This is a genomic window from Thermophilibacter sp. (assembly GCF_966187215.1).
Window position 1 is genome coordinate 1 of sequence record NZ_CBIFYV010000065.1, and the last position, 26,279, is coordinate 26,279.

Annotated in this window: 27 protein-coding genes and 3 tRNA genes; 28 read left to right on the forward strand and 2 right to left on the reverse strand. The window is 70.5% G+C overall.

What is annotated here, in order from left to right; translation table 11 throughout:
• The 14 genes from ACWTSU_RS05465 to ACWTSU_RS05530 form a co-directional block, all read left to right on the forward strand.
• Positions 1 to 404: tyrosine-type recombinase/integrase (locus ACWTSU_RS05465; RefSeq protein ID WP_455138868.1), on the forward strand; the 404-nt coding region annotated here is incomplete at its 5' end.
• Between the two features lie 236 nt (positions 405 to 640).
• The gene (gene rpsB, locus ACWTSU_RS05470; RefSeq protein ID WP_455138869.1) at positions 641 to 1,408 is read left to right on the forward strand and encodes a 30S ribosomal protein S2; all 768 of its coding nucleotides are present in this window, start codon (positions 641 to 643) and stop codon (positions 1,406 to 1,408) included.
• A 28-nt stretch (positions 1,409 to 1,436) separates the two neighbouring features.
• Positions 1,437 to 2,312: a translation elongation factor Ts gene (gene tsf / locus ACWTSU_RS05475; RefSeq protein WP_455138870.1), complete on the forward strand. Its 876-nt coding sequence runs from the start codon at positions 1,437 to 1,439 to the stop codon at positions 2,310 to 2,312.
• 185 nt (positions 2,313 to 2,497) lie between these two features.
• Positions 2,498 to 3,220 carry a UMP kinase gene (gene pyrH / locus ACWTSU_RS05480; protein ID WP_455138871.1) on the forward strand — a complete coding sequence of 241 codons (723 nt, stop codon included), beginning with the start codon at positions 2,498 to 2,500 and terminating at the stop codon, positions 3,218 to 3,220.
• Complete coding sequence (frr, locus tag ACWTSU_RS05485) at positions 3,221 to 3,766, forward strand: ribosome recycling factor (protein WP_455138872.1); 546 nt, start codon at positions 3,221 to 3,223, stop codon at positions 3,764 to 3,766.
• A 2-nt stretch (positions 3,767 to 3,768) separates the two neighbouring features.
• A complete protein-coding gene (locus tag ACWTSU_RS05490) occupies positions 3,769 to 4,554 on the forward strand; it encodes an isoprenyl transferase (protein WP_455138873.1) in 786 nt (261 codons plus the stop codon).
• The gene (locus ACWTSU_RS05495; RefSeq protein WP_455138874.1) at positions 4,551 to 5,498 is read left to right on the forward strand and encodes a phosphatidate cytidylyltransferase; all 948 of its coding nucleotides are present in this window, start codon (positions 4,551 to 4,553) and stop codon (positions 5,496 to 5,498) included. The genes ACWTSU_RS05490 and ACWTSU_RS05495 overlap by 4 nt, the downstream gene beginning before the upstream one ends.
• Complete coding sequence (gene dxr, locus ACWTSU_RS05500) at positions 5,495 to 6,670, forward strand: 1-deoxy-D-xylulose-5-phosphate reductoisomerase (RefSeq protein WP_455138875.1); 1,176 nt, start codon at positions 5,495 to 5,497, stop codon at positions 6,668 to 6,670. The genes ACWTSU_RS05495 and dxr overlap by 4 nt, the downstream gene beginning before the upstream one ends.
• Positions 6,667 to 8,049 (forward strand): M50 family metallopeptidase, encoded by a 1,383-nt coding sequence (locus ACWTSU_RS05505; protein WP_455138876.1) that lies wholly within the window; start codon positions 6,667 to 6,669, stop codon positions 8,047 to 8,049. The genes dxr and ACWTSU_RS05505 overlap by 4 nt, the downstream gene beginning before the upstream one ends.
• A gap of 9 nt (positions 8,050 to 8,058) precedes the next feature.
• Complete coding sequence (ispG, locus tag ACWTSU_RS05510; protein ID WP_455138877.1) at positions 8,059 to 9,138, forward strand: flavodoxin-dependent (E)-4-hydroxy-3-methylbut-2-enyl-diphosphate synthase; 1,080 nt, start codon at positions 8,059 to 8,061, stop codon at positions 9,136 to 9,138.
• Between the two features lie 100 nt (positions 9,139 to 9,238).
• Positions 9,239 to 10,954: a proline--tRNA ligase gene (locus ACWTSU_RS05515; protein ID WP_455138878.1), complete on the forward strand. Its 1,716-nt coding sequence runs from the start codon at positions 9,239 to 9,241 to the stop codon at positions 10,952 to 10,954.
• Positions 10,955 to 11,309: 355 nt separating this feature from the next.
• Positions 11,310 to 11,462, forward strand: coding sequence for a hypothetical protein (locus ACWTSU_RS05520; RefSeq protein WP_455138879.1), 153 nt, complete (start codon positions 11,310 to 11,312; stop codon positions 11,460 to 11,462).
• Positions 11,463 to 11,526: 64 nt separating this feature from the next.
• A tRNA-Ala gene (locus ACWTSU_RS05525) sits at positions 11,527 to 11,602 on the forward strand.
• Between the two features lie 43 nt (positions 11,603 to 11,645).
• Positions 11,646 to 11,718: transfer RNA gene (locus tag ACWTSU_RS05530), tRNA-Ile, on the forward strand.
• Between the two features lie 194 nt (positions 11,719 to 11,912).
• Here ACWTSU_RS05530 and ACWTSU_RS05535 read toward each other — a convergent pair.
• The gene (locus tag ACWTSU_RS05535; RefSeq protein WP_455138880.1) at positions 11,913 to 12,512 is read right to left on the reverse strand and encodes a TetR/AcrR family transcriptional regulator; all 600 of its coding nucleotides are present in this window, start codon (positions 12,510 to 12,512) and stop codon (positions 11,913 to 11,915) included.
• A gap of 141 nt (positions 12,513 to 12,653) precedes the next feature.
• On the opposite strand from ACWTSU_RS05535, the gene ACWTSU_RS05540 reads away from it, so the two are divergent.
• The 13 genes from ACWTSU_RS05540 (at position 12,654) to ispH (ending at position 23,169) form a co-directional block, all read left to right on the forward strand.
• Positions 12,654 to 14,099 carry a radical SAM protein gene (locus ACWTSU_RS05540; RefSeq protein WP_455138881.1) on the forward strand — a complete coding sequence of 482 codons (1,446 nt, stop codon included), beginning with the start codon at positions 12,654 to 12,656 and terminating at the stop codon, positions 14,097 to 14,099.
• Positions 14,100 to 14,191: 92 nt separating this feature from the next.
• A tRNA-Val gene (locus ACWTSU_RS05545) sits at positions 14,192 to 14,266 on the forward strand.
• Positions 14,267 to 14,438: 172 nt separating this feature from the next.
• Positions 14,439 to 14,813: a VOC family protein gene (locus ACWTSU_RS05550; RefSeq protein ID WP_455138882.1), complete on the forward strand. Its 375-nt coding sequence runs from the start codon at positions 14,439 to 14,441 to the stop codon at positions 14,811 to 14,813.
• A 5-nt stretch (positions 14,814 to 14,818) separates the two neighbouring features.
• Positions 14,819 to 16,810: an ABC-F family ATP-binding cassette domain-containing protein gene (locus tag ACWTSU_RS05555; protein ID WP_455138883.1), complete on the forward strand. Its 1,992-nt coding sequence runs from the start codon at positions 14,819 to 14,821 to the stop codon at positions 16,808 to 16,810.
• The gene (locus ACWTSU_RS05560) at positions 16,803 to 17,096 is read left to right on the forward strand and encodes a hypothetical protein (RefSeq protein WP_455138884.1); all 294 of its coding nucleotides are present in this window, start codon (positions 16,803 to 16,805) and stop codon (positions 17,094 to 17,096) included. Before ACWTSU_RS05555 ends, ACWTSU_RS05560 begins: the two co-directional genes overlap by 8 nt.
• Positions 17,097 to 17,122: 26 nt before the next feature.
• Positions 17,123 to 17,818 carry a site-2 protease family protein gene (locus tag ACWTSU_RS05565; protein ID WP_455138885.1) on the forward strand — a complete coding sequence of 232 codons (696 nt, stop codon included), beginning with the start codon at positions 17,123 to 17,125 and terminating at the stop codon, positions 17,816 to 17,818.
• Positions 17,819 to 18,694: a segregation and condensation protein A gene (locus ACWTSU_RS05570; RefSeq protein ID WP_455138886.1), complete on the forward strand. Its 876-nt coding sequence runs from the start codon at positions 17,819 to 17,821 to the stop codon at positions 18,692 to 18,694. It abuts the gene before it with no gap.
• Positions 18,687 to 19,376, forward strand: a complete 690-nt coding sequence (gene scpB / locus ACWTSU_RS05575) for an SMC-Scp complex subunit ScpB (RefSeq protein ID WP_455138887.1) — start codon at positions 18,687 to 18,689, stop codon at positions 19,374 to 19,376. Before ACWTSU_RS05570 ends, scpB begins: the two co-directional genes overlap by 8 nt.
• Positions 19,369 to 20,187 (forward strand): pseudouridine synthase, encoded by an 819-nt coding sequence (locus tag ACWTSU_RS05580; protein WP_455138888.1) that lies wholly within the window; start codon positions 19,369 to 19,371, stop codon positions 20,185 to 20,187. Before scpB ends, ACWTSU_RS05580 begins: the two co-directional genes overlap by 8 nt.
• Positions 20,188 to 20,904 (forward strand): histidine phosphatase family protein, encoded by a 717-nt coding sequence (locus ACWTSU_RS05585; RefSeq protein ID WP_455138889.1) that lies wholly within the window; start codon positions 20,188 to 20,190, stop codon positions 20,902 to 20,904.
• A complete protein-coding gene (gene cmk, locus ACWTSU_RS05590; RefSeq protein ID WP_455138890.1) occupies positions 20,901 to 21,596 on the forward strand; it encodes a (d)CMP kinase in 696 nt (231 codons plus the stop codon). Before ACWTSU_RS05585 ends, cmk begins: the two co-directional genes overlap by 4 nt.
• The gene (locus tag ACWTSU_RS05595; protein ID WP_455138891.1) at positions 21,593 to 22,330 is read left to right on the forward strand and encodes a lysophospholipid acyltransferase family protein; all 738 of its coding nucleotides are present in this window, start codon (positions 21,593 to 21,595) and stop codon (positions 22,328 to 22,330) included. Before cmk ends, ACWTSU_RS05595 begins: the two co-directional genes overlap by 4 nt.
• A complete protein-coding gene (gene ispH, locus ACWTSU_RS05600) occupies positions 22,327 to 23,169 on the forward strand; it encodes a 4-hydroxy-3-methylbut-2-enyl diphosphate reductase (protein WP_455138892.1) in 843 nt (280 codons plus the stop codon). Before ACWTSU_RS05595 ends, ispH begins: the two co-directional genes overlap by 4 nt.
• Positions 23,170 to 23,178: 9 nt before the next feature.
• Here ispH and ACWTSU_RS05605 read toward each other — a convergent pair whose 3' ends face one another.
• Positions 23,179 to 23,901: a hypothetical protein gene (locus ACWTSU_RS05605; RefSeq protein WP_455138893.1), complete on the reverse strand. Its 723-nt coding sequence runs from the start codon at positions 23,899 to 23,901 to the stop codon at positions 23,179 to 23,181.
• Positions 23,902 to 24,819: 918 nt separating this feature from the next.
• Here ACWTSU_RS05605 and ACWTSU_RS05610 point away from each other — a divergent pair.
• The gene (locus ACWTSU_RS05610; RefSeq protein ID WP_455138894.1) at positions 24,820 to 26,199 is read left to right on the forward strand and encodes a DUF512 domain-containing protein; all 1,380 of its coding nucleotides are present in this window, start codon (positions 24,820 to 24,822) and stop codon (positions 26,197 to 26,199) included.
• Positions 26,200 to 26,279 lie beyond the last annotated feature (80 nt).

Consider the following 26,279-nt stretch of genomic DNA (forward strand, 5'->3'; position numbering starts at 1 on the left):
GGCAGGCGCGCCTCTTCGGCAAGGGGTCGAAGGAGCGCCTGGTGCTCGTCTACCCCGCGGCGCTCGCGCGCGTGTGCCGCTACCTCGAGCTCGGCCGGCCGGCGCTCGCGCGCGCGGATCGGCCCTGCGACGCGCTGCTGCTCTCCGCGCGGGGCAACCCCATGTCCACGGACGCCCTGCGCGCCCGGTTCGCGCGACGGGTGGCCCAGGCCGGGCTCGACCCCTCGCTCACGCCCCACGCGCTGCGCCACACGTTCGCCACCGAGCTGCTCGGCGGGGGCGCCGACCTGCGCAGCGTCCAGGAGCTCCTGGGGCACGAGAGCCTCGCGACCACCCAGATCTACACCCACCTCTCGGTCGAGCGCCTCCGGCGCGCCGCCCAGGACGCCCATCCGCGCGCGTAGGCGTCCGGGGACGGTCCACAACCTGCCCATTTCTTTTGGTTGACGCTTGTCGGAACGGCGCAGGTGCGGCTATACTGTTCAGCTGCTGTGCAAGGGCACGGCATGTCGCGCGCCAGCGCGGCACCATCACGCACGCGCGACGACCCGACCGCCGTGGTGCCCGCGAATCTCTAGCCAGTCCGCGGGTGGTGAACCGGGGATGACCTCGCGCGGAGGAACAACCACAGGAGGTTACCATGGCTAAGATCACCATCCAGACCCTGCTCGACGCCGGCTGCCACTACGGCCACCAGACGCGCCGCTGGAACCCCAAGATGAAGCCGTACATCTTCGGCGAGCGCAACGGCATCTACATCCTCGACCTCAAGCAGACCATGATCGGCGCCGACCGCGCCTACACCTTCCTCAAGGAGACCGCGGCCAAGGGCGGCACCATCCTGTTCGTGGGCACCAAGAAGCAGGCCCAGGAGAGCGTCGCGGCCCAGGCCGAGCGCTGCGGCATGCCCTACATCAACCAGCGCTGGCTCGGCGGCATGCTCACCAACTTCGTGACCATGCGCTCCCGCATCAACCGCATGGAGGAGCTCGAGGCCATGGTCGAGGACGGCCGCATGGCCACCCTGCCCAAGAAGGAGCAGGCGCTTCTCACCAAGGAGCTCGAGAAGCTCCAGAAGAACCTCGGCGGCGTCCGCAGCATGACCGCCCTGCCGCAGGCCATCTTCGTCATCGACACCAAGCGCGAGGAGATCGCCATCCGCGAGGCCAACCGCCTGCACATCCCCGTGGTGGGCCTGCTCGACACCAACTCCGACCCCGACGTCGTCGACTACGGCGTGCCCGCCAACGACGACGCCATCCGCTCCGTCTCGCTGATGAGCGAGCTGGCCGCCGACGCCGTGCTTGCCGGCACCGGCAAGGAGCAGATCACGGCCGCCGAGATGGCCGCCGGCACCACCGAGCCGGTCGTCGAGGCCGCTCCCGCCGACGCCCCGGCCGCCGAGTAACGACCCCACCACCAGAGAAGGAGAAACCATGGCTCAGGTTACCGCCGCCCTCGTCAAGCAGCTCCGCGAGATGACCGACTCCCCGATGATGGAGTGCAAGAAGGCCCTCGTCGAGGCCGAGGGCGACATCGAGAAGGCCGTCGACATCCTCCGCACCATGGGCGTCGCCAAGGCCGTCAAGCGCGCCGGCCGCGACACCAACGAGGGCACCATCGCCACCTACGTCTCCGAGGACGCCAAGCTCGGCGCCATCCTGGAGCTCACCTGCGAGACCGACTTCGTGGGCACCAACCCCAAGTTCACTGGCTTCGCGCTGCAGCTCGCCCAGGTCGTCGCCGAGAACGACCCGGCCGACGTGGACGCCCTCAAGGCCTGCGCGATGGGCGAGTCCACCGTGGAGGCCGAGCTCACCGAGATGATCCACGTCATCGGCGAGAACATGAAGATCGCCCGCTTCCAGCGCGTGAGCGCCGCCGACGGCGCCCTGGGCAGCTACGTCCACCTGGGCGGCAAGCTCGCCGACATCGTGACCTTCAAGCTCGGCAAGGCCGAGACCGCCCAGGCCGACGAGTTCAAGACCTTCGCGCACGACGTGGCCATGCAGGTCGCGGCCGCCGCGCCCGTGGCCGCCCGCCGCGACGACGTCCCGGCCGACGTCGTCGAGCACGAGCTCTCCATCTACAAGGCGCAGGCCGCCGAGTCCGGCAAGCCCGAGGCCATCCAGGAGAAGATGGCCTCGGGTCGCCTCGAGAAGTACTTCAAGGAGAGCGTCCTCACCGAGCAGGAGTTCGTGAAGGACAGCTCCGTGACCATCGGCCAGCTCGCCAAGAACGTGGGCAAGTCCCTCGGCGACGACATCGAGGTCATGAGCTTCGTCCGCTACACCTTCGGCGAGAACGCGTAGCCTCGGCACGCGAGCTTCGAGCAGGGGCCGGTGGGTCGCAACCCTCCGGCCCCTTTCGTGTGCGCCGACGGCGCGCTCGCGGACGCCCCGGGGCGCCCCGCGTGCGCTCTGCTAGAATCTCCTGGAGCAAACGACGATACGCAAGCGCCCGCGGAGGCCCGCGGGCTCGAGGAGTGGAGGTAGGCTTGTCTGAGATGAGATATGGTCGCGTGCTGCTGAAGCTCTCCGGCGAGGCCCTGATGGGGGAGCGCTCCTACGGCATAGACCCCGCCGTGCCCGAGCGCCTCGCGGCCGAGATCAAGCCCGTCTGGGAGGCGGGCGTGCAGGTGGCCGTCGTCGTGGGCGGCGGCAACATCTTCCGGGGCCTGTCCGGCGCCGCGGCGGGCATGGACCGCGCGCAGGGCGACAACATGGGCATGCTCGCCACCGTGATCAACTCGCTCTCGCTGCAGGACTGCTTCGAGAAGGCCGGCATGGACTGCCGCGTGATGAGTGCCATCGAGATGCGCCAGGTGGCCGAGCCCTACATCCGCCGCCGCGCGATCCGCCACCTCGAGAAGGGCCGCATCACCATCTTCGCCGCCGGGACCGGCAACCCCTACTTCACCACCGACACGGCGGCCGCGCTGCGCGCCTGCGAGATCGGCGCCGAGGTGCTGATGAAGGCCACCAACGTCGACGGCATCTACGACGCCGACCCCAAGACCCACCCGGACGCCCGTCGCTTCGACCAGATCTCCTACCGCGAGGTGCTGAGCCGCGACCTCAAGGTCATGGACGCCACGGCCACCGCGCTGTGCCACGACAACCACATGCCCATCATGGTCTTCGACATCAACCGTCCCGGCGTCTTCCTGAGCGCCGTGCGCGGCGAGAGCGTCGGGACCACCGTCGTCGAGGAGGACTAGATGAGCCAGCACACCGACAAGGCCAAGCGCTCCATGGAGAAGTGCGTCGAGGCCCTCAAGAGCAACCTCGCGCGCGTGCGCACCGGGCGCGCCAACCCGCACATCCTCGACCCCATCACGGTCGACTACTACGGTCAGCCTACGCCCATCACCCAGCTCGCCGGCGTCAAGGTCCCCGAGGCCTCCATGCTCGTGGTCGAGCCGTGGGACAAGAGCGCGCTGCGCGCCATCGAGAAGGCCATCGAGGGCTCCGACCTCGGCATCACCCCCTCCAACGACGGCGCCTGCATCCGTCTGCCGTTCCCCAAGCCCACCGAGGAGCGTCGCCGCGAGCTCGCCAAGGAGTGCGCCAAGATCGCCGAGGAGGCCCGTGTGGCCATCCGCAACGTCCGGCGCGACGCCAACGGCCGCATCGAGCGCGACGAGGAGCTGCCCGAGGACGAGCAGTCCCGCGAGAAGAAGGCCGTCCAGAAGCTCACGGACACCTACGTCGCGCAGGTCGAGGAGCTGCTGAAGGCCAAGACCGCCGAGGTCATGGAGATCTAGGCGTGCGGATAGACACCAACAAGCTGGCCGCCTACTACGCCGATGCCCCGGCCGACGTCTCTCTGGCCGACCTCGACCTCGCGCGCATGCCCTCCCACGTCTCCATCATCATGGACGGCAACGGCCGCTGGGCCGAGGCGCGCGGCCTCGACCGCTCCCGCGGTCACGTGGCCGGCGTCGACGCGCTGCGCGAGGCCGTGACCACGAGCGTGCGCCTGGGCCTCGACGCCTTCTCGGTCTACGCCTTCTCCACGGAGAACTGGCGCCGCCCGCAGCGCGAGGTCGACCTGCTCATGCACCTCTTCGCCACCACGCTTGTGAAGGAGCTGCCGCTCTTCCACCAGGAGAACGTGCGCCTGCGCTTCCTCGGCGACCTCACGGCGCTGCCCGAGCGCACGCGCAAGGTGTTCCAGCAGGGCCTCGACGAGACCGCCGACCACACGGGCATGACCTTCGCGCTCGCCGTCAACTACGGCGCCCGCGCCGAGATCGTTCGGGCGGCGCGCATGATCGCCGAGGAGGTCGCCGCCGGCCGGCTCGCCCCCGCCGACGTCGACGAGGAGCTCGTGGGCGATCGCCTCTACACGGCGGGTCTGCCCGACCCCGACCTGCTGATCCGCACCTCCGGCGAGCTCAGGCTCTCCAACTACCTGCTCTGGCAGCTCGCCTACACCGAGTTCTACGTCACTGACACCCTCTGGCCGGACTTCGACCGCTGGGACTACCTGCGCGCCGTCGTGGCGTTCCAGCGGCGCTCGCGCCGCTTCGGGGGAGTGAGCGGCGCGTGAGCGACTCCTCGCGCAGCCACGACGAGGCGCCCGGCGAGGGCCTCGACCGCCAGATCGACCGCCTCGAGGACCGCCGCGACGCCAAGGCCGACGCCCGCGCCGCCGGCGACCTGCGCGGTCAGCGCGCCCGCAGCTCGGCGGAGCGCCTGCTGACGAGAAGCACCTCTGGTGCCATCTACGCGGTCGCGACCCTGGTCTGCGTCCTCGCCGGGCCGCTGGCCACCACGGCGCTCATCGCCGCCGAGGCGTGGCTGTGCTGCTCGGAGTTCTTCCGCATCTGCCGCATGGGCGGGCGCATGCCCAACGACGCGCTCGGGCTTCTCGCCGCGCTCGCGTTCCCGGTGGCCATCTACGCCCACGGCATACTCGCCGCCACGGTCGTCCTCTTCGTGCTGCTCATGGCCTGCGCGTGCTGGTACGTCTTCACACCGCGCGCGAGCGTGGCCGACGTGGCCGTCACGGCGTTCGGCCCGCTCTACACGTCGCTGTCCTTCTCGAGCGTGGTGCTCATCCGGCAGTTCGACCCGGGCCTCGACGGTGCCCTGCTGACCTTCGGCGTCATGCTCTCGATCTGGGCCAACGACGCCTTCGCCTACTTCGTGGGGTCGGCGATCGGCTCGCACAAGCTCGTGCCCCGCATCTCGCCCAACAAGAGCGTCGAGGGCTTCTTCGGAGGGCTCGTGGGCTCCGTCGTGGTGTGGGTGCTCCTCGCCGTGTTCGTCGTCGACGCGCTCACCGTGCCGACCGCCGTGGTCCTCGGGCTGATCGTGGGCCTGGCGGGCGTGGTGGGCGACCTCTTCGAGTCGCGGCTCAAGCGCGGCGTGGGGGTCAAGGACTCCGGCAACCTCATGCCGGGGCACGGCGGGCTGCTCGACCGCTCCGACTCCATGCTCTTCGGCTGCATGGCGGCCCTGTTCCTGCTGATCTTCGGAGGTGTGCTGTGAGCGAGAAGAACGCGCGGCCGCTGCGCGTGGCCGTCCTCGGGTGCTCGGGCTCCATCGGCACCCAGACGCTCGACGTGTGCCGTCGCCACCCCGACCGCCTGCGCGTCGTCGCGCTGAGCGTCAACTCCTCGACCGACGCCCTCGTGGCCGCGGCGCGCGAGTTCGGTGTGCGCCACGCGGCCGTGGCCGACCCGGCCCACGTCTCGGACGGCGCGCTCGACGGCCTGCCGGAGGGGTGCTCCCTCGCCTCCGGCGCGGATGCCGTCACCGAGCTCGCGACCCTCGACGACGTCGACGTGGTCGTGAACGCGCTCGTGGGCTTCTCGGGCATGCACGCGGGCTACGCCGCGCTCAGGGCCGGCAAGACGCTCGCCTACGCCAACAAGGAGTCGATCGTGGTGGGCGGCGACCTCATCATGCCGCTCGCCCGTGAGGGCCGCCTCATTCCGGTTGACTCCGAGCACAGCGCCATCTTCCAGTGCCTGGTGGGGGAGAGCCCGTCCAGCGTGCGCCGCATCTGGCTCACCTGCTCGGGCGGCCCCTTCTACGGGCGCACGCGCGCGGAGCTCGAGGGCGTCACCGCGGCGCAGGCCCTCGCGCACCCCACGTGGACGATGGGCGCCAAGATCACGATCGACTGCGCCACGCTCATGAACAAGGGCCTCGAGGTCATCGAGGCGCACCACCTCTTCGACCAGCCCATCGACGCCGTCCGAGTGCTCGTGCACCGGCAGAGCCGCATCCACTCGATGGTTGAGTTCGCGGACGGCGTGGTCAAGGCCCAGCTCGGCAGCTCCGACATGCGCGCGCCCATCCAGTACGCGCTCAGCTACCCCGAGCGCTGGGAGGGCTTCGTGGAGCGCGTGGACTGGTGCCACGCCGACCCGCTCACCTTCGGCGAGGCCGACGAGGCCACGTTCGGCTGCCTGGCGCTCGCGCGCGAGGCCGGGCGCGCGGGCGGCACGCTGCCGTGCGCGATGAACGCGGCCAACGAGGTCGCCAACGCAAGCTTCCGCCAAGGGATGTGCTCGTTTCTCGACATCGAGCGCGTCGTGCGCCGCGTGATGGACGAGACGCGCGTCGAGCGGGTAGAGAGTCTTGAGCAGCTCGATGAGGTCGACGCCCGCTCGCGGGAGCGGGCGCGCGCGGCGGTGGCGGAGGTTCGCTCGTGAGCGGTGCGCTCGGGGTCATCTGGATAGTGGTCTGCGGCGTGGTCGCCCTCTCGGCGCTCGTCTTCGTGCACGAGGGCGGGCACTACCTCGCGGCGCGCGCATTCCGCGTCCGCGCCACGGAGTTCTACCTCGGGCTACCCTGCCGCTGGCGCCTCGCGCGCAAGAGCCGCAAGGTGGGCACGGAGTTCGGCGTCACGCCGCTCCTGCTGGGCGGCTACACGCGCATCTGCGGCATGGAGGGCGCCCCCGACGAGCTGCTGGGCCCGGCGCTCAAGCTGGTCACGGACCGCGGGCGCGTCCGCGCCGACGAGCTCGCCCGCGAGCTGGGCGTCGACGAGGCGCGCGCCTACGCCCTTCTCGCCACGCTCGTCGACTGGGCCGCGGCGCGCCCGTTCTACGACCCTGAGCTCGGCGAGCACGAGGGCCAGCGCGACTGGCCGGCCGCCTTCGAGGCGCCGGCGCGCGACGCCAACCTGCTGACCGAGTACGACCGCGGGCACGACTTCTCGCTCGAGGGCTCCACGGCCGCCGGCGAGCCGCACCCGTGCGACCTCGACGCCGAGGGGCTTCTCGCCCACGAGCGGGCGCGCACCTACCAGGGCGTGGGCTTCGTCCGGCGCTGCGCGATGCTGCTCGCGGGCCCGCTCGTCAACGTCGCGCTCGCATTCGTGCTGGTCACGGGCGCATTCATGATCCAGGGGGTCACCTACGTAGCCAACGTCCCCACGCTGGGCGGCGTGAGCGCGGGCTCGGCGGCCGAGGCCGCGGGCCTGCGCGCCGGAGACACGATCACCTCGGTCGACGGCACGGAGGTCTCCACCTGGGAGGAGCTGTCCTCCGCCCTGGCCCCGCTGCGCGAGGAGGGGCGTGACTTCGAGGTCACCTTCGTGCGCGACGGCCGGGAGCTCACGGCCACGGTCGACCTGCCCGACGGTCAGGCGGTCCCTGAGGTCGGCGTGCTCGCGACCACCGGCACGTACCACCTGACCCTGCCCGAGGCGGCCGCGGCCACGCTCGACTACACCGGCCAGGTGGCCTCCTACGTGGCGCAGCTCATCCAGCCGGCGCACACGATGGAGGTGCTCGACCAGTCGTCCTCGGTCGTGGGCATCGCCAACATGGTGGCCCAGGCGGCCTCAACGGGTGTCTCTGACCTGGTGACGGTGGTCGCGGCGATCTCCATGTCGCTCGGCTTCATGAACCTGCTGCCGATCCCGCCCTTCGACGGGGGCAAGATCCTCATCGAGGTCATCCAGCTCGTCATCCGCCGGCCGCTGTCCGAGCGCGTGCAGGTGGGCCTCAGCTACGCGGGCCTCGCGTTCATCATGTTCGTCTTCGTGGTCGTGCTGAGAAACGACATCCTTCGCTACGTCGTCTAGGAGGCTGCCATGGGTTCTGAGAGCGTGCGCGCGCCGCGCGAGCTGACGCGCCAGGTGCACGTGGGGTCGGTCGCGGTGGGCGGCGGCGCCCCGGTGTCGGTGCAGTCCATGTGCACCACGTCGACCTCCGACGCCGAGGCGACGCTGGCGCAGATCGACCGGCTCGCCGGGGCCGGCTGCGAGATCGTGCGCGTGGCCGTGCCGGACGCGGGGGCGCTCGACGGCTTCGAGGAGGTCTGCGCGCGCTCGCCGCTGCCCGTGGTGGCCGACATCCACTTCGACCACCGCCTCGCCATCGAGGCGTGCCGGCGCGGCGCCGCGGCGCTGCGCGTGAACCCGGGCAACATCGGCGACTGGGCGCGCGTGGACGCCGTGATCGACGAGGCGGGCGCGGCAGGGATCCCCATCCGCATCGGCGTGAACGCGGGCTCGCTCGACCGCGCCTTCGCCGAGCGCGAGGACCTCACGCAGGTCGAGAAGCTCGTGGGCTCGGCGACCTCCTTCGTGGGGCACTTCCGCGCGCGCGGCTTCGACGACGTCGTGCTCTCCGCCAAGGCGCACGGCGTGCCCACCACGATCGAGGTCAACCGCGCGCTCTCGCGCGAGCTCCCGGACGTGCCGCTGCACGTAGGCGTGACCGAGGCCGGCGGCGCCCGCCAGGGCACGGTCAAGAACGCCGTGGCCGTGGGGTGCCTGCTCATGGAGGGCATCGGCGACACCATGCGCCTCTCGCTCACCGCCGACCCGGTGGAGGAGGTCAACGTGGCGTGGGACCTGCTGTCGGCCGTGGGGCTCAGGAGGCTGCGCCCGGAGCTCGTGAGCTGCCCCACCTGCGGGCGCTGCCAGTGGGACCTCATGGGCGTCGCCGCCGAGGTGGAGCGGCGGCTCGCGGACGTGCGCGCGCCCATCAGCGTGGCCGTGATGGGCTGCGTGGTGAACGGTCCCGGCGAGGCCGCCGACGCCGACATCGGGCTCGCCGGCGGACGGGGGAGGGCCGTGCTGTTCGCGGGCGGCGAGCGCCTCCGGACCGTGGATGAGGCCGATGCCGTGGACGAGCTCATGGCCGAGATCGGGCGCCGCTTCGGCTAGGTCGCTCGCCGGTTCCCCCCGCCCCCGCGCCCCTCTCGCCGCGCCCGCGCCCTTGTCGTAAACTTGAAGGGTTGGACGCGTCGTTAGGGAAGGAGCGCACGTGAAGCGCTACCAGAAGATGAGCCAGCTCTACGCCCCCACGCTCAAGGAGGACCCGGCCGAGGCGGAGCTCGCGAGCCACCGGCTGCTCCTGCGCGCCGGCATGATCCGCAAGACCGCCGCCGGCCTCTACAGCTACCTGCCGCTGGCCTGGCGCTCGATCCGCAAGATCGAGGCCATCGTCCGCGACGAGATGGAGGGCATCGGCGCCCAGGAGATGATGGTGCCGATCCTCACGCCCGCCGAGCTCTGGCGCGACTCGGGCCGCTGGGAGGCCTACGGCCCCGAGCTCATGCGCATCGACGACCGCCACGGCCGCGAGTTCGCGCTCGGCCCCACCCACGAGGAGACCTTCACCGACCTCGTCCGCAACGAGCTGCGCAGCTACAAGCAGCTCCCGGTGACGCTCTACCAGATCCAGGACAAGTTCCGCGACGAGATGCGCCCGCGCTTCGGGCTCATGCGCGGCCGCGAGTTCATCATGAAGGACGCCTACTCGTTCTCGGCCACGCAGGAGTCGCTGCAGGAGTGCTACGAGCAGGAGAAGGGCGCCTACGCCCGCGTGGCCGAGCGCTGCGGCATCCGCGCGCTGCCCGTGGTGGCCGACTCCGGCCAGATCGGCGGCGACACGTCGGTCGAGTTCATGGCCCTCGCCGACGCCGGCGAGGCGGAGCTCGTCTACTGCGACTGCGGCTTCGCGGCCGACGTCGAGGCGGCCCGCACGACGGTCGCCGTGAGCGAGGGTCCCGGCGACGGCACGCTCACGAGGGTGCACACGCCCGGCCTCGGCACGATCGAGGCTGTCTCCGAGTTCTTCGGCTTCCCCGAGAACGGCACGCGCAAGTCGCTCGCCCTCGTGGCCGAGGACGGCACGCGCGTCGTGGCGATCGTCCCCGGCGACCACGAGCTCAACGAGGTCAAGGCCGAGCACCTCTTCGGCGCCTACCACATGATGAGCGACGAGGAGCTCGAGGAGGCCGGCCTGTTCAAGGGCTTCATCGGCCCCGTGAACCTGCCCGAGGGCATCCGCCTGGTCTGCGACGAGTCGCTGCGCCAGAGCGCGTCGTGGACCTGCGGCGCCAACGAGGTGGACTACCACTTCACCGGCGCGCGCCCCGGCCGCGACTTCGAGGTCGACGAGTGGGCCGACCTCGTGAGCGTGAGGGAGGGCGACCCCTGCCCGCACTGCGGGGAGCCCCTCAAGGCAGCGCGCGGCATCGAGATCTCGCAGGTGTTCCAGCTGGGCACCAAGTACTCCGAGGCGATGGGCGCCACGTTCGCCGACGAGGACGGCGTTGAGCGCCCCTTCCTCATGGGCTGCTACGGCATCGGCGTGTCGCGCACGCTCGCGGCCGTGGTGGAGCAGCACAACGACGAGCACGGCATCTCCTGGCCGGTCTCGGTGGCCCCGTACGAGGTCGAGGTCGTGCCGCTCGCAGTGGGCGACGACGTGGTGGCCCCGGTGGCCGAGAAGGTCGTGGCCGAGCTGGCCGCCGCCGACCTCGAGGTCCTTCTCGACGACCGCAAGGAGCGCCCGGGCGTGAAGTTCGCCGACGCCGACCTCATCGGCATTCCGTACCAGGTCATCCTCGGCAAGCGCGGGGCGGCCGCGGGCAACGCCGAGGTCAAGGTCCGCGAGACGGGCGAGCGCTTCGACGTGCCGCTGACCGAGCTCGCAAGCTGGCTCGTGGAGCGCGTGGCGCCCGCCCGCGCGTAGGGACGTCAAACAGCTCCACCCGTTCCGACTCGGTGCCCCGGCCTCGCGGCCGGGGCCTTTTCGTCGCGCTTCCGTGCCTGGCGCCCGCCTCGCGGCCTGAATGACAGGTTTCCCTCAGCTTCGTGTGGCTTCCGCGGCCCGTGGGTTCCTTGGGCCAACATTGAGACAGCTGACGAGAGGAGCGAATATGCCGGGACCGGGCGGACACGGACCAGGGGGAGCGAGTCGGGGCGGCCCGGGTGGTCCCCACCGCGGCAACGGGCGCGCTCCCGGAGGTCCCCGCGGACCCATGGGAGGGCCCCCTCCAGGACCCCGGCCCCCACGGAGGTCGCGCGGATTCTGGGGCGGCGGCTGGATGCCCGCCGGCTGGGGGACGCGCATGGGCGGTGGCATGATGCCGGGAGGCTGCGGCTGCGGCGGGTGCCTCGTGCCGATGGCGGTGCTGATCGCGCTTCTCGGCGTGGCGATGATGTCGTTCACGAGCTGCGGAATGATGCGGCCGTGGTGACGTCGCGCCAAATTGGGTGTTGACGCCGACGCTGACTCTGGTATAGTTTCTTCTCGCACCAGACGGGGATATAGCTCAGTTGGGAGAGCGCGTGACTGGCAGTCACGAGGTCAGGGGTTCGAACCCCCTTATCTCCACCATGTGAACGCGGGCGGCGGCTTCGGTCGCCGCCTTTCTCATATCGGGCTCGTGGCGCAGCGGTTAGCGCAGGGGACTCATAATCCCTGGGTCGTAGGTTCGAATCCTACCGGGCCCACCCGAGAGTTCGGCCCGGGCGGCTTCGGTCGCCCGGGCCTTTGCGCACCGCTTCGCCGGTCCACGCGCACAAGCTCCTGCGTATCCGAACGCTCTGAGCCAAAAAGCGTTCGTATGCCTAGGACAAAGCGAGAAGCTCCTGCCCATCCGAACGTTCCGACCCGAAACCACCTGAATACCGCTGAGCAACCTCGCTCACGCGCCCGCGACCACGCCGGCCAGCCCCCGCGCCGCGATCGCGCGCCCCACCTCCGTGGCGGCGTCGGGGGTGTCCTCGTCCCCCTCGAGCGCCCACGTGCGGTACATCGTGAGCAGCCCGCCCAGCGCGAACGACAGCGCGTAGCGCATCGTCTTCCCGTCGATCCCCTCCGGCACGAGGCCGCGCTCCCCGATGCCGCGCGAGAGGGGGCGCTCCAGGTGGCGCAGCAGCTCCTCGGTCGACATGCTCCCCAGCAGGCGCCGGTTGAGCGCGACCTTCTCGCCCAGCGCCTGGGCCAGGGCCGAGAAGAACGCCTCGACGTCGGACTCGCCGCCCGCCGCGGCGCCCTCGCCCCGCGCCGCCTCGACCGCGTCGAGCACCTCCTCGACGAGCTCGCGCGAGCGCTCCTCGAGCAGGCCGTCCATGCTGCCAAAGTGCTGGTAGAACGTCTTGCGGTCCACGCCGGCCTCAGTGGCCAGCGCGCTCACCGTGATGCGCGAGACGGGCCGCTCCATGGCCAGGCGCTCGAACGCCGCCATCATCGCGGCCCGGCTTCTCCGTGCCCTGCGGTCCTCGCGCCACCCCTCGCGTCCCATCTCACGACCTCCCCATTCCGCGCGGCTTCGTTGAATAGGCACAATCCTATGCAACACATGTGACTTACGCAACAAATGGGGTACAAGACACCTTGGCGCCCGGGTTGACCGACGGCGCGAAGGCACGAGGAAGGGAACCGCATGGCATCGATCGCACAGACCGCGGAGCGCACGGCGCTCAACAAGCTCATCGACTATCTCGACAAGGACCCCGCGGGCCACTTCGACAAGATCATGGATCTCACCGACAAGCTTGTCCCCGAGAGCGTGTTCCCCACGCAGCGCGCCGCCATCCGGAAGATGATCGACGAGCACAACAACTGGTACGACCTCTTCATGCGCGTCTTTGACCTCAACCCCGAGATGCGCACCAAGTTCCTCAAGGCGTTCTTCGTCGACGGCAACCTCCTCGCCTGGCCCGTCCAGGAGAAGGCGCGCGAGAAGTACCAGTGCAACATCCCCTGGGCCATCCTGCTCGACCCCACGAGCGCCTGCAACCTGCACTGCACGGGCTGCTGGGCCGCCGAGTACGGCCACCAGCAGAACCTCTCCTTCGAGGACATCTGCTCGATCATCGACCAGGGCCGCGAGCTGGGAACCCACGTCTACATCTACACCGGCGGCGAGCCGATGGTGCGCAAGGCCGACCTCGTGCGCATCTGCGAGAAGTACCCGGACTGCGCGTTCCTCTGCTTCACCAACGCCACGCTCATCGACGAGCAGTTCTGCCAGGACATGATCCGCGTGGGCAACTTCGTCCCCGCCATCAGCGCCGAGGGCAACGAGCACACCACCGACGCGCGCCGCGGCGAGGGCACCTACGCCAAGATCGAGCGGGCGATGGACCTGCTTCGCGAGCACAAGCTGCCCTTCGGCATCTCGACCTGCTGGACCAAGGCAAACGCCGACGCCGTGGCCACGGAGGAGAACATCGACTGGATGATCGAGAAGGGCGCGCTCTTCTGCTGGTACTTCCACTACATGCCCGTGGGCCGCGCCTCCGGCGCCGAGCTCATCCCCACGCCCGAGCAGCGCGAGCACATGTACAGCTTCGTGCGCGAGATGCGCTCCAAGAAGGCCATCTTCACGCTCGACTTCCAGAACGACGGCGAGTTCGTGGGCGGCTGCATCGCGGGCGGCCGGCGCTACCTGCACATCAACGCGGCCGGCGACGTGGAGCCGTGCGTCTTCATCCACTACGCCAACGTCAACATCCACGACGTGAGCCTGCTCGACGCGCTGCGCTCGCCGCTGTTCATGGCTTACTACGAGCGCCAGCCCTTCAACGACAACCACCTCATGCCGTGCCCGATGCTCGAGAACCCCTACATGCTCGGCAAGATGGTCGAGCAGACCGGCGCGCACTCCACCGACCTCGTGGAGCAGGAGTCGCCCGAGCAGCTGCGGGAGAAGACCGTGCCGGCGGCGAAGGCGTGGGCCCCGGTGGCCAAGCGCCTCTGGGACGACCGGTCCAACCCGCTCTGGGACCGTCGCCACAACGACCCCACCCAGGGCATGGCGGAGACGGACATGGCCAAGCTGCGCCGCGAGGGCCGCGTGCCGGAGGAGACCGCCGCGCGCTCGTAGGGTCGTTCCCGCGCGTCGCGCTTCTCGAGATTCCCAAAATTCTCGCGTGACGGCGCCGCCGGGTTCTGTTAGTATGCTCTAGCGCACTGCGCGGGCGATTGGCTCAGGGGTAGAGCACTTCCTTCACACGGAAGGGGTCGCTGGTTCGAATCCAGCATCGCCCACCAGAATGGGATATAGCTCAGTGGGGAGAGCGCGGGACTGGCAGTCACGAGGTCAGGGGTTCGAACCCCCTTATCTCCACCAGACATGACGGCGGTCGCCTCCGGGCGGCCGCCTTTTCTGTAAGCCGGGGCACCCCGCCGCGCCTATAATGGGCGCGCCGTCAAAGGAGGACACATGAGCACGCAGGACAGCCCGGTCGAGCTCTTCGGCCTGAGGATCGCCCACATCGGCATCAACACCGACTCGCCCGCCGAGGCCGACGAGGTGGCCGGCCTCTTCGAGAGCCTGATGGGCCTCGAGGTCCGCCACATCGCACCGATCTCCATGTTCGCCGGCACACTCGTCGAGGTCATGAACAACGGCGGGCGCGGCGAGAAGGGCCACATCGGCTTCCACGTGGACGACCTCGACGCGGCCGTCCGCTGGTTCGGCGAGCGCGGCTACGAGGTCGACGAGTCCACCCGCACGACCCTTCCCACCGGCGACCACCTCGTGTACTTCTCGCGTCCCATCGCCGGCTTCGCGATCCACCTCACCGACTCCGAGTAGGCGCCGTGATAGCTCTCGCCGACAAGATCTCCAAGTCCTTCGGCGGCCGTGTCCTGTACACGGCCGCGACGCTGCAACTCAACGCCGGTGAGCGCTGGGCGCTCGTGGGCCCCAACGGCTCGGGCAAGACCACCTTCCTGCGCATCCTGATGGGGGAGGAGAGCCCGGACGAGGGGGCCGTGAGCTTCGCGCGCGGCTGCAACGTGGGCTACCTCGAGCAGGAGACCCACCTCGCGGGCGAGAAGAGCGCGCTCGCCGAGGTCGTGGACTCGGCGCACGAGGTCAAGGCCCTCGAGCGCGAGGTCGCGGAGCTCGAGGCCAAGATCTCCGCCGCCGCGCCGGGACCCGAGCTCGACGCCTTGCTCGAGCGCTACGGCACCGCGCAGGACCGCTTCGAGCGGCTGGGCGGCTACGAGCTCGAGAGCCGCGCGCGCCAGATCCTGGCGGGCCTGGGCTTTCCCGTGGAGGACTTCGACAAGCCGGCGTGCGACTTCTCGGGCGGCTGGCAGATGCGCATCGCCCTCTCCAAGCTGCTGCTGCGCCACCCGGACCTGCTGCTTCTGGACGAGCCCACCAACCACCTCGACCTTGAGAGCGTCCGCTGGCTCGAGCAGTTCCTCACCTCCTACGACGGCGCCGTGCTGCTCGTCTCGCATGACCGCGCGTTCATGGACGCGTGCGTGTCCCACGTGGCGGCCGTGGAGAACCGCCGCATCACCACCTACACGGGCAGCTACTCCGACTACCTGCGCCAGCGCGAGGACAACCTCGAGCAGATGCGCGCCAAGCGCGCGGCCCAGGAGCGCGAGATCGCCCACATGCAGGTCTTCGTGGACAAGTTCCGCTACAAGCCCACCAAGGCCGCCCAGGCCCAGGAGCGCATGAGGAAGATCGAGCAGATCAAGAGCGAGCTCGTGATCCTGCCGGAGGGCACCAAGAAGGTGCACTTCTCGTTCCCCGAGCCGCCGCGCACCGGCGACGAGGTCATCAGCCTCGAGGGCGTGTCCAAGTCCTTCGGCGACAACCACGTCTACTCGGGTGTCGACCTCAAGCTCTACCGTGGCGACCACGTGGCGCTCGTGGGCCCCAACGGCGCGGGCAAGTCCACGCTCATGAAGCTCATGAACGGCAAGCTCGCGCCCGACGCCGGCACGGTCTCGCTGGGCAAGAACGTCACCGAGGCCTACTACGCCCAGCACCAGCTCGAGGAGCTCAACGAGGCCAACACGGTGCTCGCCGAGATGGACTCGGTGGCGGCCGGCTGGACCACCTCCGAGGAGCGGCGCCTGCTGGGGGCGTTCCTCTTCCACGGCGATGACGTCGAGAAGCGCGTGAGCGTGCTGTCGGGCGGCGAGCGGGCGCGCCTGGCGCTCGCCAAGATGCTCGTGGCGCCCGACCCGCTGTTGCTTCTGGACGAGCCCACCAACCACCTCGACATCGACTCGGTGGACGTGCTCGAGCGCGCGCTCGTGGACTTCAAGGGCACGATCGTGCTCATCTCCCACGACGAGCACCTCGTGCGCGCGGTGGCCAACAAGGTCGTGGACGTGCGCGACCACAAGGTCACGGTCTACGACGGCGACTACGACTACTTCCTCTTCAAGCGCGCCGAGCTCGAGGGCCGCGCGGAGGCCCAGGCGGCCGCCGCTCCCGCCCCCGCCGCGGGCGTCGCCGCCCCGAGGGAGGCCGCGCCGGCCCAGGGCCGCAACGTCAAGACCCGCGAGCAGCGCCGCGCCGAGGCGGAGGAGCGCAACCGCCGCAACCGTGCGCTCAAGAAGGAGCGCGAGCGCCTGCGGCAGGTGGAGGCCGCCCTCGAGCCCGCCCAGGCTCGCCTCAAGGAGCTGGAGACGCTCATGGCCGACCCCGAGCTCTACAACGACGCGGCGCGCTTCGACGCGTGCATGTCCGAGTACACCGCGCTCTCCAAGAAGGTCCCGTCACTCGAGCAGGAGTGGCTCGAGCTCACCGAGCGGCTCGAGGAGGGCGCCGATGCGTAGCGCGCCCGCCGCGCGCGCCCTGCGCGCCCTCGCGATCGTCTGCCGCGTGGCGGCCTGGGCGCTCGTCGCCCTGGTCGTCGCCGACGCCGTGACGCCGGCGGGGCCGCGCGCGTGGCTTTTGGGCGTCAACTCGCTCGTCTCGTCGCTCCTGCCCGACGCCGTCTCGGGGCTTCTCGTGATCGTGACGCCCTTCGGGGGCGCCTTCCGCGGCGACTTCGCCATCGTTGCTATAGTGTTGCTGGTGCTCGACTGGGCACTGTGCCGTCTGTCCGCCTCGCTGCGCTGACGCCGCGAGAGAGGGGTTCGGGGGACTTGGGCTACTCGCTCGATCAGATCATCTGGGTCGTCGTGACCGTGGCGCTCGTCATGGTCTCCGCCATCGTGCACGAGCTCGCACACGGCCTGGCGGCGCTCGCCTGCGGGGACCCCACGGCCAAGGAGGCGGGGCGCCTGACGCTCGACCCGCGCGCGCACCTCGACGGCTTCGGCTCGGTGGTGCTGCCGCTTCTGATGGCGCTTCTCGGCGGCGTGGTCTTCGCCTTCGCCAAGCCGGTGCCCTACAACCCGCGGCGGCTGCGCCACCCCCGGCGCGACGAGCTGATCGTCGCGCTCGCCGGGCCGGCGTCCAACCTGCTGCAGGCCCTTCTCGGCGCGGCGCTCCTGGGGCTCGCCTGGCACCTCGGCGTCCCGGCCGCGGCGTCCGGCGCGCTCTCCGCCGACGCGCTGGGCTGGCTGCTCGACCTGCCGTCGGCCTACATGAGCGTGAACCTCACGCTCTGCTTCTTCAACCTGATCCCGTTCCCGCCGCTCGACGGCTCCAAGGTCGTGCTGTTCTTCCTCACGGGGGAGGCGCGGCGGCGTTTCTACGAGCTCGAGCGCTACGCGATGCCCGTGCTCATCATCGTGCTCTATCTCGTGCCGAGGCTGCTTCTCGTGGACCCGCTCGGCGCCTATCTGGACGCCACGGCCGGCGAGCTCTACGGCGCGCTCGTGCGGGCGGTGATGTGAGTGGGCTCCTACCGCGTGAGCACCCAGGCCTACACGGGCCCCTTCGACCTTTTGCTGCAGCTCGTGAGCCGACAGCGCGTGACCATCGGCTCGATCTCCATCGCCGAGGTGGCCAACCAGTACCTCGAGGAGGTCGAGCGCATGGGCGAGCTCGACCTCGACGTGGCGAGCGACTTCGTGCTCGTGGCCTCCACGCTGCTCGACATCAAGGCGGCCTCGCTCGTGCCGGAGGACGCGCCGGCGCGCGGGGGCACCCGAGACGCGGACGACGAGGACGACCCCCTCGAGGACCTGAGCCCCGACGAGGCCCGCGAGGTGCTCATCGCCCGGCTCATCGCCTACAAGCAGTTCCGCGGCGCGGCGGCGGCCCTGGGCGCGCGCCTCGAGGCCGAGGGTCGCATGCTGCCCCGCACCGTGGGCCCCGACCCGGAGTTTCTGAACCTCATGCCCGACTACCTTGAAGGCATCACGCTGCGGAGCCTCGCGGTCATCTGCGCCGACATCGACAGCCGTCGCGAGACGCTGCTGCTGGAGGCCGAGCACGTGGCGCCGCGCCGGCTGCCCGTGGCGCTCACGATCTCGGCGGTGGACCGCCTCGTGCGCGGCCGCGGGCGCGTGAGCTTCTCCGAGCTCGTGGACGGGCAGGAGGACCAGCCCGAGGCGGTGGTCGCCAACTTCCTGGCCATCCTCGAGCTCTACAAGCAGGGGCTGGTGCGCGTCCGCCAGGAGGAGCTGTTCGGCGACATCGAGGTGACGCACGTGGAGGGGGCGCCTGCCTACGAGCTCGACGAGTCGGTCCTCGCCGAGCTCGACTACGGTGCCGAGGCGCCGATGCCCGACGAGGCCCAAGCGGAGGGGGAGACCGACCGTGGCTGAGCTCGAACGTCTTGAATCCGGATCTCTGAAGGGGCTTCTCGAGGCCCTGCTGCTCGTCTCCGACGACTCGGTGCCGGCCACCGACCTGGCCCGCGCGGCCGGCGCGGAGCCCGGCGAGGTCGCCTCGGCGCTGGCCGAGCTCGCGGCCGAGTACGCCGACGCCAACCGCGGCTTCCAGCTGCGCGAGGTGGCCGGCGGCTGGAGGCTCTTCACGCATCCCGCCTACCACGACCAGGTGGCCGACTACGTGCTCTCGTGGGACACGCGCCGGCTCAGCCAGGCGGCCCTCGAGACGCTCGCCGTCATCGCCTACCATCAGCCCGTCACCCGCGAGGGCGTGCGGGCGATCCGCGGCGTCAACTCCGATGGTGTCATCGCGTCCCTGCGCGAGAAGGGCCTCGTGCGCGAGGTGGGGCGTGACCGCGAGCACGGCCAGGCGCAGCTGTGGGGGACCACGCGGCTCTTCCTCGAGCACTTCGGCCTCAGGAGCCTGCGCGAGCTGCCGCCGCTCGAGGACTTCGCGCCGGACGAGGAGTCGCGCCGCTTCATCCGCGAGCGGCTCTCGGGGCGCTCGATCTCCTCGACGCTCGAGGAGGCCGCCGAGGACGTGGACGACGAGCGCGACCTGCTCGAGGACTACGACGCCGACGCGGCCGATGACGCGGGGGCGGGCGATGAGTGAGCCGGCGCGCGAGAGCGGGCTGTACCCCATGCGCCTGCAGCGCTTCCTCGCGCGCGCGGGCGTGGCGAGCCGGCGCGGCTCGGAGCGGCTCATGACCGCCGGGCGCGTGACCGTCAACGGGCGGGTGGTCTCCGAGCTGGGCTCGAAGGTCGACCCGGAGCGCGACGAGGTGCGCGTGGACGGCATCCTCTGCCGGCTGGCCGAGCGGCCCTTCCACTGCATGCTCTACAAGCCCGCGGGCTACCTCACCACGATGAGCGATCCCCAGGGTCGCCCCACGGTGGCCGAGCTCGTGCCCTGCGCCGAGCACCCCGGGCTCTTCCCGGTGGGGCGGCTCGACCAGGACACCACGGGGCTTCTGCTGTTCACCACGAGCGGCGAGCTGGGACAGGCGCTGCTGCACCCCTCGCGCCACGTCGAGAAGCACTACGTGGCGCTTGTCTCGGGGACGCCGAGCGAGCGGGTCCTCGAGCGGCTGCGCGCGGGCGTCATGCTCGAGGACGGTCCGGCCGCGCCGGCGCGCGCGGACCTCGTCGCCCCGGGCGACCCGCTCTTCTCGGTGGTCGCGCCCCGCGGGGCGGGGCGAACTGGCGGCGGCGAGCCCAACGCGGTGGTGGGCCTCTCGATCCACGAGGGGCGCAAGCACCAGGTCAAGAAGATGATGCAGGCGGTGGGGCACAGGGTGCTCAGGCTGCACCGCGACGCGTTCGGGCCGCTCAGGCTCACGGGCGTCGCCGAGGGCGCCTGGCGCCCGCTCACCGCTGACGAGACGGCGGGGCTCGAGGGGCTTCTCGCCGGAAGGGAGGCCTAGATGGCCGGCATGCCCGGTGACGACATCCGCCAGCGGGTGCTGTTCATGCGGCACCCCGAGACGGTGTCCAACACGCAGCACTTCTTCTCGGGGAGGCTCGACGTGCCGCTCACGCCCCACGGCGAGCAGCAGCGGATGCGCGCCGTGGAGGCGCTCGTGGCCTTCGCGCCGGAGCGCGTGTTCTGCTCGCCGCTCTCGCGCGCCCGCGTGCTCGCCGAGGAGGCGGCCGCGCGGCTCGGCGTGCCGTGCGAGCCGCTCGACGACCTGATCGAGATCGACTTCGGGCCGCTCGAGGGCGTGAGCGTTGCCGACGCGATGGGCTCGGGCGCCACGTTCCCGTGGCCGATCGACGACGAGGGCGTCTCGCACCCGCCCGCGGGGGCCGAGAGCTTCGAGCACGTGCGCGAGCGCTGCCGGCGCGTGCTGGACGGCCTGCGCCCGCTCACGGGCCGCACCGCCTGCGTCACGCACGGAGGCTTCCTCAGGATGCTTCTGGCCGCGGTCTACGACATCCCGCTCACGCGCTTCTGGGACCAGCACGTGCTCAACGTCTCGTCCCACTACCTGACCTGCGACGGGCGCACGTTCGCCCTCGGCGGCTTCAACCTGTCGCCCGAGGAGGTCGTCGCCCACGCGACCACGCCCAACGACTACGACACGCGGGACATCTGGGGCGCGGGCGGCGCCTCGGCGGCCCGCAGAGGGGAGAGCGCATGATCGTCGCCATCGACGGGCCCTCGGGCTCGGGCAAGTCGTCCGTTGCGCGTGAGGTCGCGCGACGCTGCGACCTCACGTACCTGGACACGGGGGCGATGTATCGCTCCGTGGCCTACCTCTGCCTGGAGCGGGGCGTCGACCCCGAGGACGACGCGCGCACGGCCGAGGTGGCGCGCGCGGCGCGGATCGAGTTTTCGGGGGAGGGCGGCCGGCGGGTGCTGGCCGACGGCGAGGACGTCACCGAGGCCATCCGCACGGCGGAGGTCGAGCGCGCGGTCTCGCCCGTCTCGGCCAACCCGGCCGTGCGCGAGGCCATGGTCGCCCAGCAGCGCCGCGCCGGCGAGACGGGCGGCGTCGTGGCCGAGGGGCGCGACATCGGGACCGTGGTCTTCCCCGCGGCCGAGGTCAAGGTGTTCCTGACCGCCTCGCCCGAGGCGCGCGCCCGCCGGCGCGCGGTGCAGCGCCACGGGGGCGACCTCGCGCGCGGGGCGGCGGTCGAGGTGGACGCCGCCGCCGAGCGGGCCATTCTCGACGACCTCGTCCGTCGCGACGCCTACGACTCCTCGCGGGCGACCTCGCCATTGCGCACCGCCGACGACGCCGTGCGCATCGACTCCTCCGAGCTCGGCTTCGAGGAGGTCGTCGGGCGCGTGGTCGAGCTCGTGCGCGCGGCCGAGGGGGCGCGCTCATGAGCGCCGAGAAGCGCGGCGGGCGGATGCGCGCCTTCGCCGGCAACAGCTTCGACGACTACTACGACCACCCGCTGAGCGAGCACCCGCTGCCCGGTCGCCTGCTCATCGGGTTCGTGGTGCGCGTGCTGTGGGTGGTCACCAAGCTCATGTGGCCGTGGCGGCTCGAGCGGGCTGAGCTCCTGCTGAACGACGCGCGCGGGCGCGTGGTCATCATGAACCACGAGTCCATGCTCGACCCGGTGGCCGTGGTGGTCACGATGTGGCTCGCCCACGTGCCGGTGCGCATCGTCTACAAGAGCGAGTTCGACAAGATCAAGATCGCGACCTGGCTCTTCTCGCGCGCCGGCGGCTTCCCGGTCTCGCGCGGCACCGCCGACATGAAGACGGTGCGCCGCGCCCGCACGATGCTGCAGAGCGGCGAGTGCGTGCTCATCTATCCCGAGGGCACCCGCGTGCGGCGCGACAGCGACGCGACGACGCACGGCGGCTACGCCCTCATGGCGCAGCTCGCGAAGGCGCCCGTGCAGCCCGTCGCCATCATCGGCGCCCGTGACCTGCGCCCGCGCTGCCGCGTCTACATGCGCGCCGGCGAGCCCATCGAGTGGTCCGACCTCGCGCACCTGAGCCGCAAGGAGCAGGTGGGCGAGATGGAGCGCCTGGGCATGGAGCGCGTCTATGACCTCGTGCGCGAGCTGCGCGAGGACCATCCGGGCGTGGAGGTGGACGAGTCGTGAGCGAGATTCGCGTCGCCCGCGAGGCGGGCGCCTGCTACGGCGTCGAGCGCGCGCTGCAGATGGTCGAGGCCGCGGCGGCCGAGGGCGCCGAGCGGGTGCGCACGCTCGGGCCGCTCATCCACAACCCGCGCGTGGTGGCCGAGCTGGAGGCGTGTGGCGTGGGCGTGGTGTCCACGCCCGAGGAGGCGGCCGGCGACGCGCTGCTCCTGCGCACGCACGGCGTGACGCCGGACGAGCAGGCCCGCGCCGAGCGGCTCTGCGCCCGGGTGCTCGACGCCACGTGCCCCTTCGTGAAGAAGGTCCACCTTGCCGCCGAGCGCCTGGCCTCCGAGGGCTACCAGGTCGTCGTGGTGGGGGAGGCCGGGCATCCCGAGGTCGAGGCGACGTTGCCGCACGCGCCGGGCGCCGTGGTGGTGGGCTCGGCCGAGGAGGCCCGCGCGCTGCCCCACGCGCGCCGCATGGGCGTGGTCGTGCAGACCACGGCGCGGCGCGCCCTTCTCGCCGAGGTTGCGGGCGCGCTGCTCGAGCGCTGCGAGGAGCTGCGCGTGATCAACACAATCTGCGAGGCCACGGCCGGGCATCAGGCGGCCGCCGACGAGCTCGCGCGCGAGGCCGACGTGATGGTCGTGATCGGCGGGCGCATCTCGGCCAACACCACGCGCCTCGCCGAGATCTCCGCCGCGCGCTGCCCGCGCACGCACCACATCGAGGGGGCCGACGAGCTGGAGGCCGCGTGGTTCGAGGGCGCGGACGTCATCGGCATCACGGCCGGCGCGAGCACGCCCGCGAGCCAGATCGAGGCCGTCCGCGCCGCGATCGCGAAGCTGGTCGCCGACTAGGCCGCGCCGTCAGGCATCAGCCTGTGACCCAGCGCCCCGCATCACGAGTGGCTCAGACCGGTTTGTCCAATGGAGACCGTCGGCCGCGAGCAGTTGCTTGTGAAGCGCCTCCCGTCGCGCCCTTCTCGCTGCCTCGCGCTCGGGCCTTACCCGTCCCCGCTCGATTCCCAGGTCCCTGCGGATGCGTCCCACGAGCCAGTCGAGGTAGTCGAGGTCCGTTGCGTGCTCCGAGGCGATTTCATAGTCCTTGATGTCGCAGGCGAGAAGCTCGTTGCGTCGGTTGATGTCGCGCCCCTCCTGCAGCGGGTCGCGATGGTATCCGCCCTGGTAGTCCAACGCAACAGCGCGAAACGGCGTTACGCGGGGACGGTCTTCATCGGGAGCGAGCAGCAGGATATCGGGCTTGCGCACCCGTTCAGAGCAGGGGGCGAGCAGCCCGTCTGCGCGGGCAACGAGCAGCGAGTCATTCATCGCGACGATGGGGAGGTCGTTGCCACCGCGAATCGGAGGGAGCTCAAGAAGATGGGCGGCTCGGCTCTCGGCGGGTGAGCCGGACTGGTCGCGTGCCATGCTCAGCACTCGGCCGAGCTTGACCGAGCCGCGGCGCGGGCCCACCTCGGTAAGAAACGTCGCCACTTTGTCCACGGACGTAAGCGGGTCATAGCGCTTGACCAGCCCCGTCTTCGCGGCAGGTTGCACCGCATAGTAGCCACAGAGCTCGTCGACGAGCATGAGAAGCTCGAGCTCCGTCGCGTACTCCGACATCTGGAGCAGGACGAGCTCGGGCCCGGAGCATGTCACATCCGGTGCCAGCGAGAAGAACGACGTTGTTGGCCAGTCACCCTGCGAGAGGTGCGCGACTGCACCTCCTGATGCGTGTCGTCCACCCACACTGGAAACAAGGACGTGTATAGGTCGCTCACAATCGGCGAACATAGGGGTCCGCTCGCAGGCCTCGGCGAGCTCCGCATCGGTCGGCATGCACCCGGGCACTCGCAGGGGTCGTCCGCGGCGGCCACGGGCGATGAGGGCCGCGGCATCCCAGCGGCGCAGAATCTCCAGTGCGGTGATGTGTGACAGTGCGATTGACATAAGCCAAGGTTAACCGTCTGAAATCACACTAGCTTGATGCCCCAAAGAAACCGCGACACGAGACGTGCCGCTGGCTGACAGGTATCTGACAGGATGTTGTGGCTCGGCAGGTCATCGTCAAGGACGTTTCTTGGCATGCGACGACCCAGAGAATTCTTCTCGATTCTCAAAAGACCGCTCATCCGGCCAGGGCGACCGCTCGCGGGCGAATCGTTTCGCGACTTTACGTGCTTCTTCGCAGGCAGGCGAACCAAGGCTCAGCGGAGGAGGCTCCGCTCTCTTGTGGCCAATTCAACGATCATTTGTGTTTTCCTGGCCCACACATATACCAATTGTGGTCCATGACGAGCGCAAAGCGGCTTTTCTCGCTGCTTGGGGGACACAAATGTCCAATGAACAGGCCATCTGTGTCCAACTCACGGCTACGGTGCCCTCAGAAGCATCAATTGTGGTCCACAGGCACACACATGGTCCTCGTGTTGGCCATCGCTCAGAAAACGCGCCCGTGTCCGTGCCGTGGCACAATGGGGGCGATGACGTCGTTTCGAAGGGAGACCCATGGCCGAGCAGAAGCGCGCGGACTACGCCTCGACGCGGCCGCGGGCCGACGGCGCCTGGGTCGCCGCGGTCGAGGAGGGCAGCCCGGCCTGGGAGGCGGGCATCGAGCCCGGCATGCGCGTCGTCACCGTGAACGGCGTGGAGCCGCGCGACATCATCGACTGGCGCTGGGAGGCCGACGGCGCCGTCTGCGAGCTCGAGGTCCTCGACCCGCGCGACGGCATCGTGACGGCCTGCGAGCTCTGGCGCGAGGTGGGCCAGGACTGGGGGATCGACTTCACCGACGTGCTCTTCGACGGCATCCGCACCTGCGTGAACGCCTGCCAGTTCTGCTTCATGGCGATGCTGCCGCCTGAGGCGCGCGCCACCCTGACGCTGCGCGACGACGACTACCGCCTCTCGTTTCTGCAGGGCAACTTCGTGACCCTCACCAACGTCACCGACGAGGAGGCCGACCGCATCGTCACCTGCGGCCTCAGCCCGATGAACGTCTCCATCCACGCGATCACGCCCGAGGTGCGCCGCAGCCTCATCGGCCGACGCGCCGACCGCGGCATCGAGGTGCTCGAGCGGCTGCTCGCGGGCGGCATCGAGGTCCACGCGCAGATCGTGCTCTGCCCGGGCGTCAACGACGGCGCCGAGCTCGCCGCCACGCTCGACTGGGTGGAGGCACGCCCCGGCATCACGTCGCTCGCCGTGGTCCCGCTCGGCTACACCAAGCACAGCCGCCGCTTCAAGCGCTCCTACTCCGACGACCCCGCGGCCGCGCGCGCCGTGGTTCACCAGATCGAGCCCTACCAGCGCCGCGCCCGCGAGAGCCTCGGCATCACGCGCTTCCAGCTCTCCGATGAGTTCTACGTGGCCGCCGCGCTGCCCGTGCCGAGCGCCGAGACCTACGATGGCTACCCGCAGTTCTATGACGGCATCGGCATGCTCAGAAGCTTCCTCGACGAGAAGGACGAGGTGGCCGTCTCCCGCGCGGACGACGTGGCGCGCGTGGGCGAGAAGCTCGAGGCACGGGGCCTGACGGCGCTTCTCGTCTGCGGCGAGGCGGCGCGGCCTACGATTGACGAGCTCTGCGCGCTGGACGGCCTGCGCGGCCGCGTCCGCACGCGCGCGATCCGCAACGACTACTTCGGCGGCGACGTCAACGTGACCGGTCTCATCGTGGCCGAGGACCTGCTCGCGCAGTTTCCGGACGACCTCGCCGGCACGCTCGTGGTGCTCCCCGAGGTGATGTTCAACTTCGACCGCCTCACCCTCGACGGCGCCGCGCAGGCGGACGTGACCGCCGAGCTCGAGCGCCGCGGCGCCCTCGTCACGACCAGCGTCCCCAACCCCGGCGACTACCTCGACGCCCTTCTCGCAGCCCTCCCGTAACCGCTTGCCCGCGGGGCGGCGGGACGAACCCTCGGCGCTCAGACAGTCCTCGCCGCAAAGGACGCGGCTGCGGAACTCAC

Coding starts and splice junctions, on each gene's coding strand:
- ACWTSU_RS05540 (WP_455138881.1), top strand. CDS start 12,654: ATGGCATCGATCGCACAGACCGCGGAGCGCACGGCGCTCAACAAGCTC.
- ACWTSU_RS05580 (WP_455138888.1), top strand. CDS start 19,369: ATGAGTGAGCCGGCGCGCGAGAGCGGGCTGTACCCCATGCGCCTGCAG.
- ACWTSU_RS05520 (WP_455138879.1), top strand. CDS start 11,310: ATGCCCGCCGGCTGGGGGACGCGCATGGGCGGTGGCATGATGCCGGGA.
- ACWTSU_RS05535 (WP_455138880.1), bottom strand. CDS start 12,512: ATGGGACGCGAGGGGTGGCGCGAGGACCGCAGGGCACGGAGAAGCCGG.
- frr (WP_455138872.1), top strand. CDS start 3,221: ATGAGCCAGCACACCGACAAGGCCAAGCGCTCCATGGAGAAGTGCGTC.
- ACWTSU_RS05595 (WP_455138891.1), top strand. CDS start 21,593: ATGAGCGCCGAGAAGCGCGGCGGGCGGATGCGCGCCTTCGCCGGCAAC.
- ACWTSU_RS05585 (WP_455138889.1), top strand. CDS start 20,188: ATGGCCGGCATGCCCGGTGACGACATCCGCCAGCGGGTGCTGTTCATG.
- ACWTSU_RS05550 (WP_455138882.1), top strand. CDS start 14,439: ATGAGCACGCAGGACAGCCCGGTCGAGCTCTTCGGCCTGAGGATCGCC.
- tsf (WP_455138870.1), top strand. CDS start 1,437: ATGGCTCAGGTTACCGCCGCCCTCGTCAAGCAGCTCCGCGAGATGACC.
- ACWTSU_RS05610 (WP_455138894.1), top strand. CDS start 24,820: ATGGCCGAGCAGAAGCGCGCGGACTACGCCTCGACGCGGCCGCGGGCC.
- ACWTSU_RS05605 (WP_455138893.1), bottom strand. CDS start 23,901: ATGCTCGTCGACGAGCTCTGTGGCTACTATGCGGTGCAACCTGCCGCG.
- cmk (WP_455138890.1), top strand. CDS start 20,901: ATGATCGTCGCCATCGACGGGCCCTCGGGCTCGGGCAAGTCGTCCGTT.
- ispG (WP_455138877.1), top strand. CDS start 8,059: ATGGGTTCTGAGAGCGTGCGCGCGCCGCGCGAGCTGACGCGCCAGGTG.
- rpsB (WP_455138869.1), top strand. CDS start 641: ATGGCTAAGATCACCATCCAGACCCTGCTCGACGCCGGCTGCCACTAC.
- ACWTSU_RS05560 (WP_455138884.1), top strand. CDS start 16,803: ATGCGTAGCGCGCCCGCCGCGCGCGCCCTGCGCGCCCTCGCGATCGTC.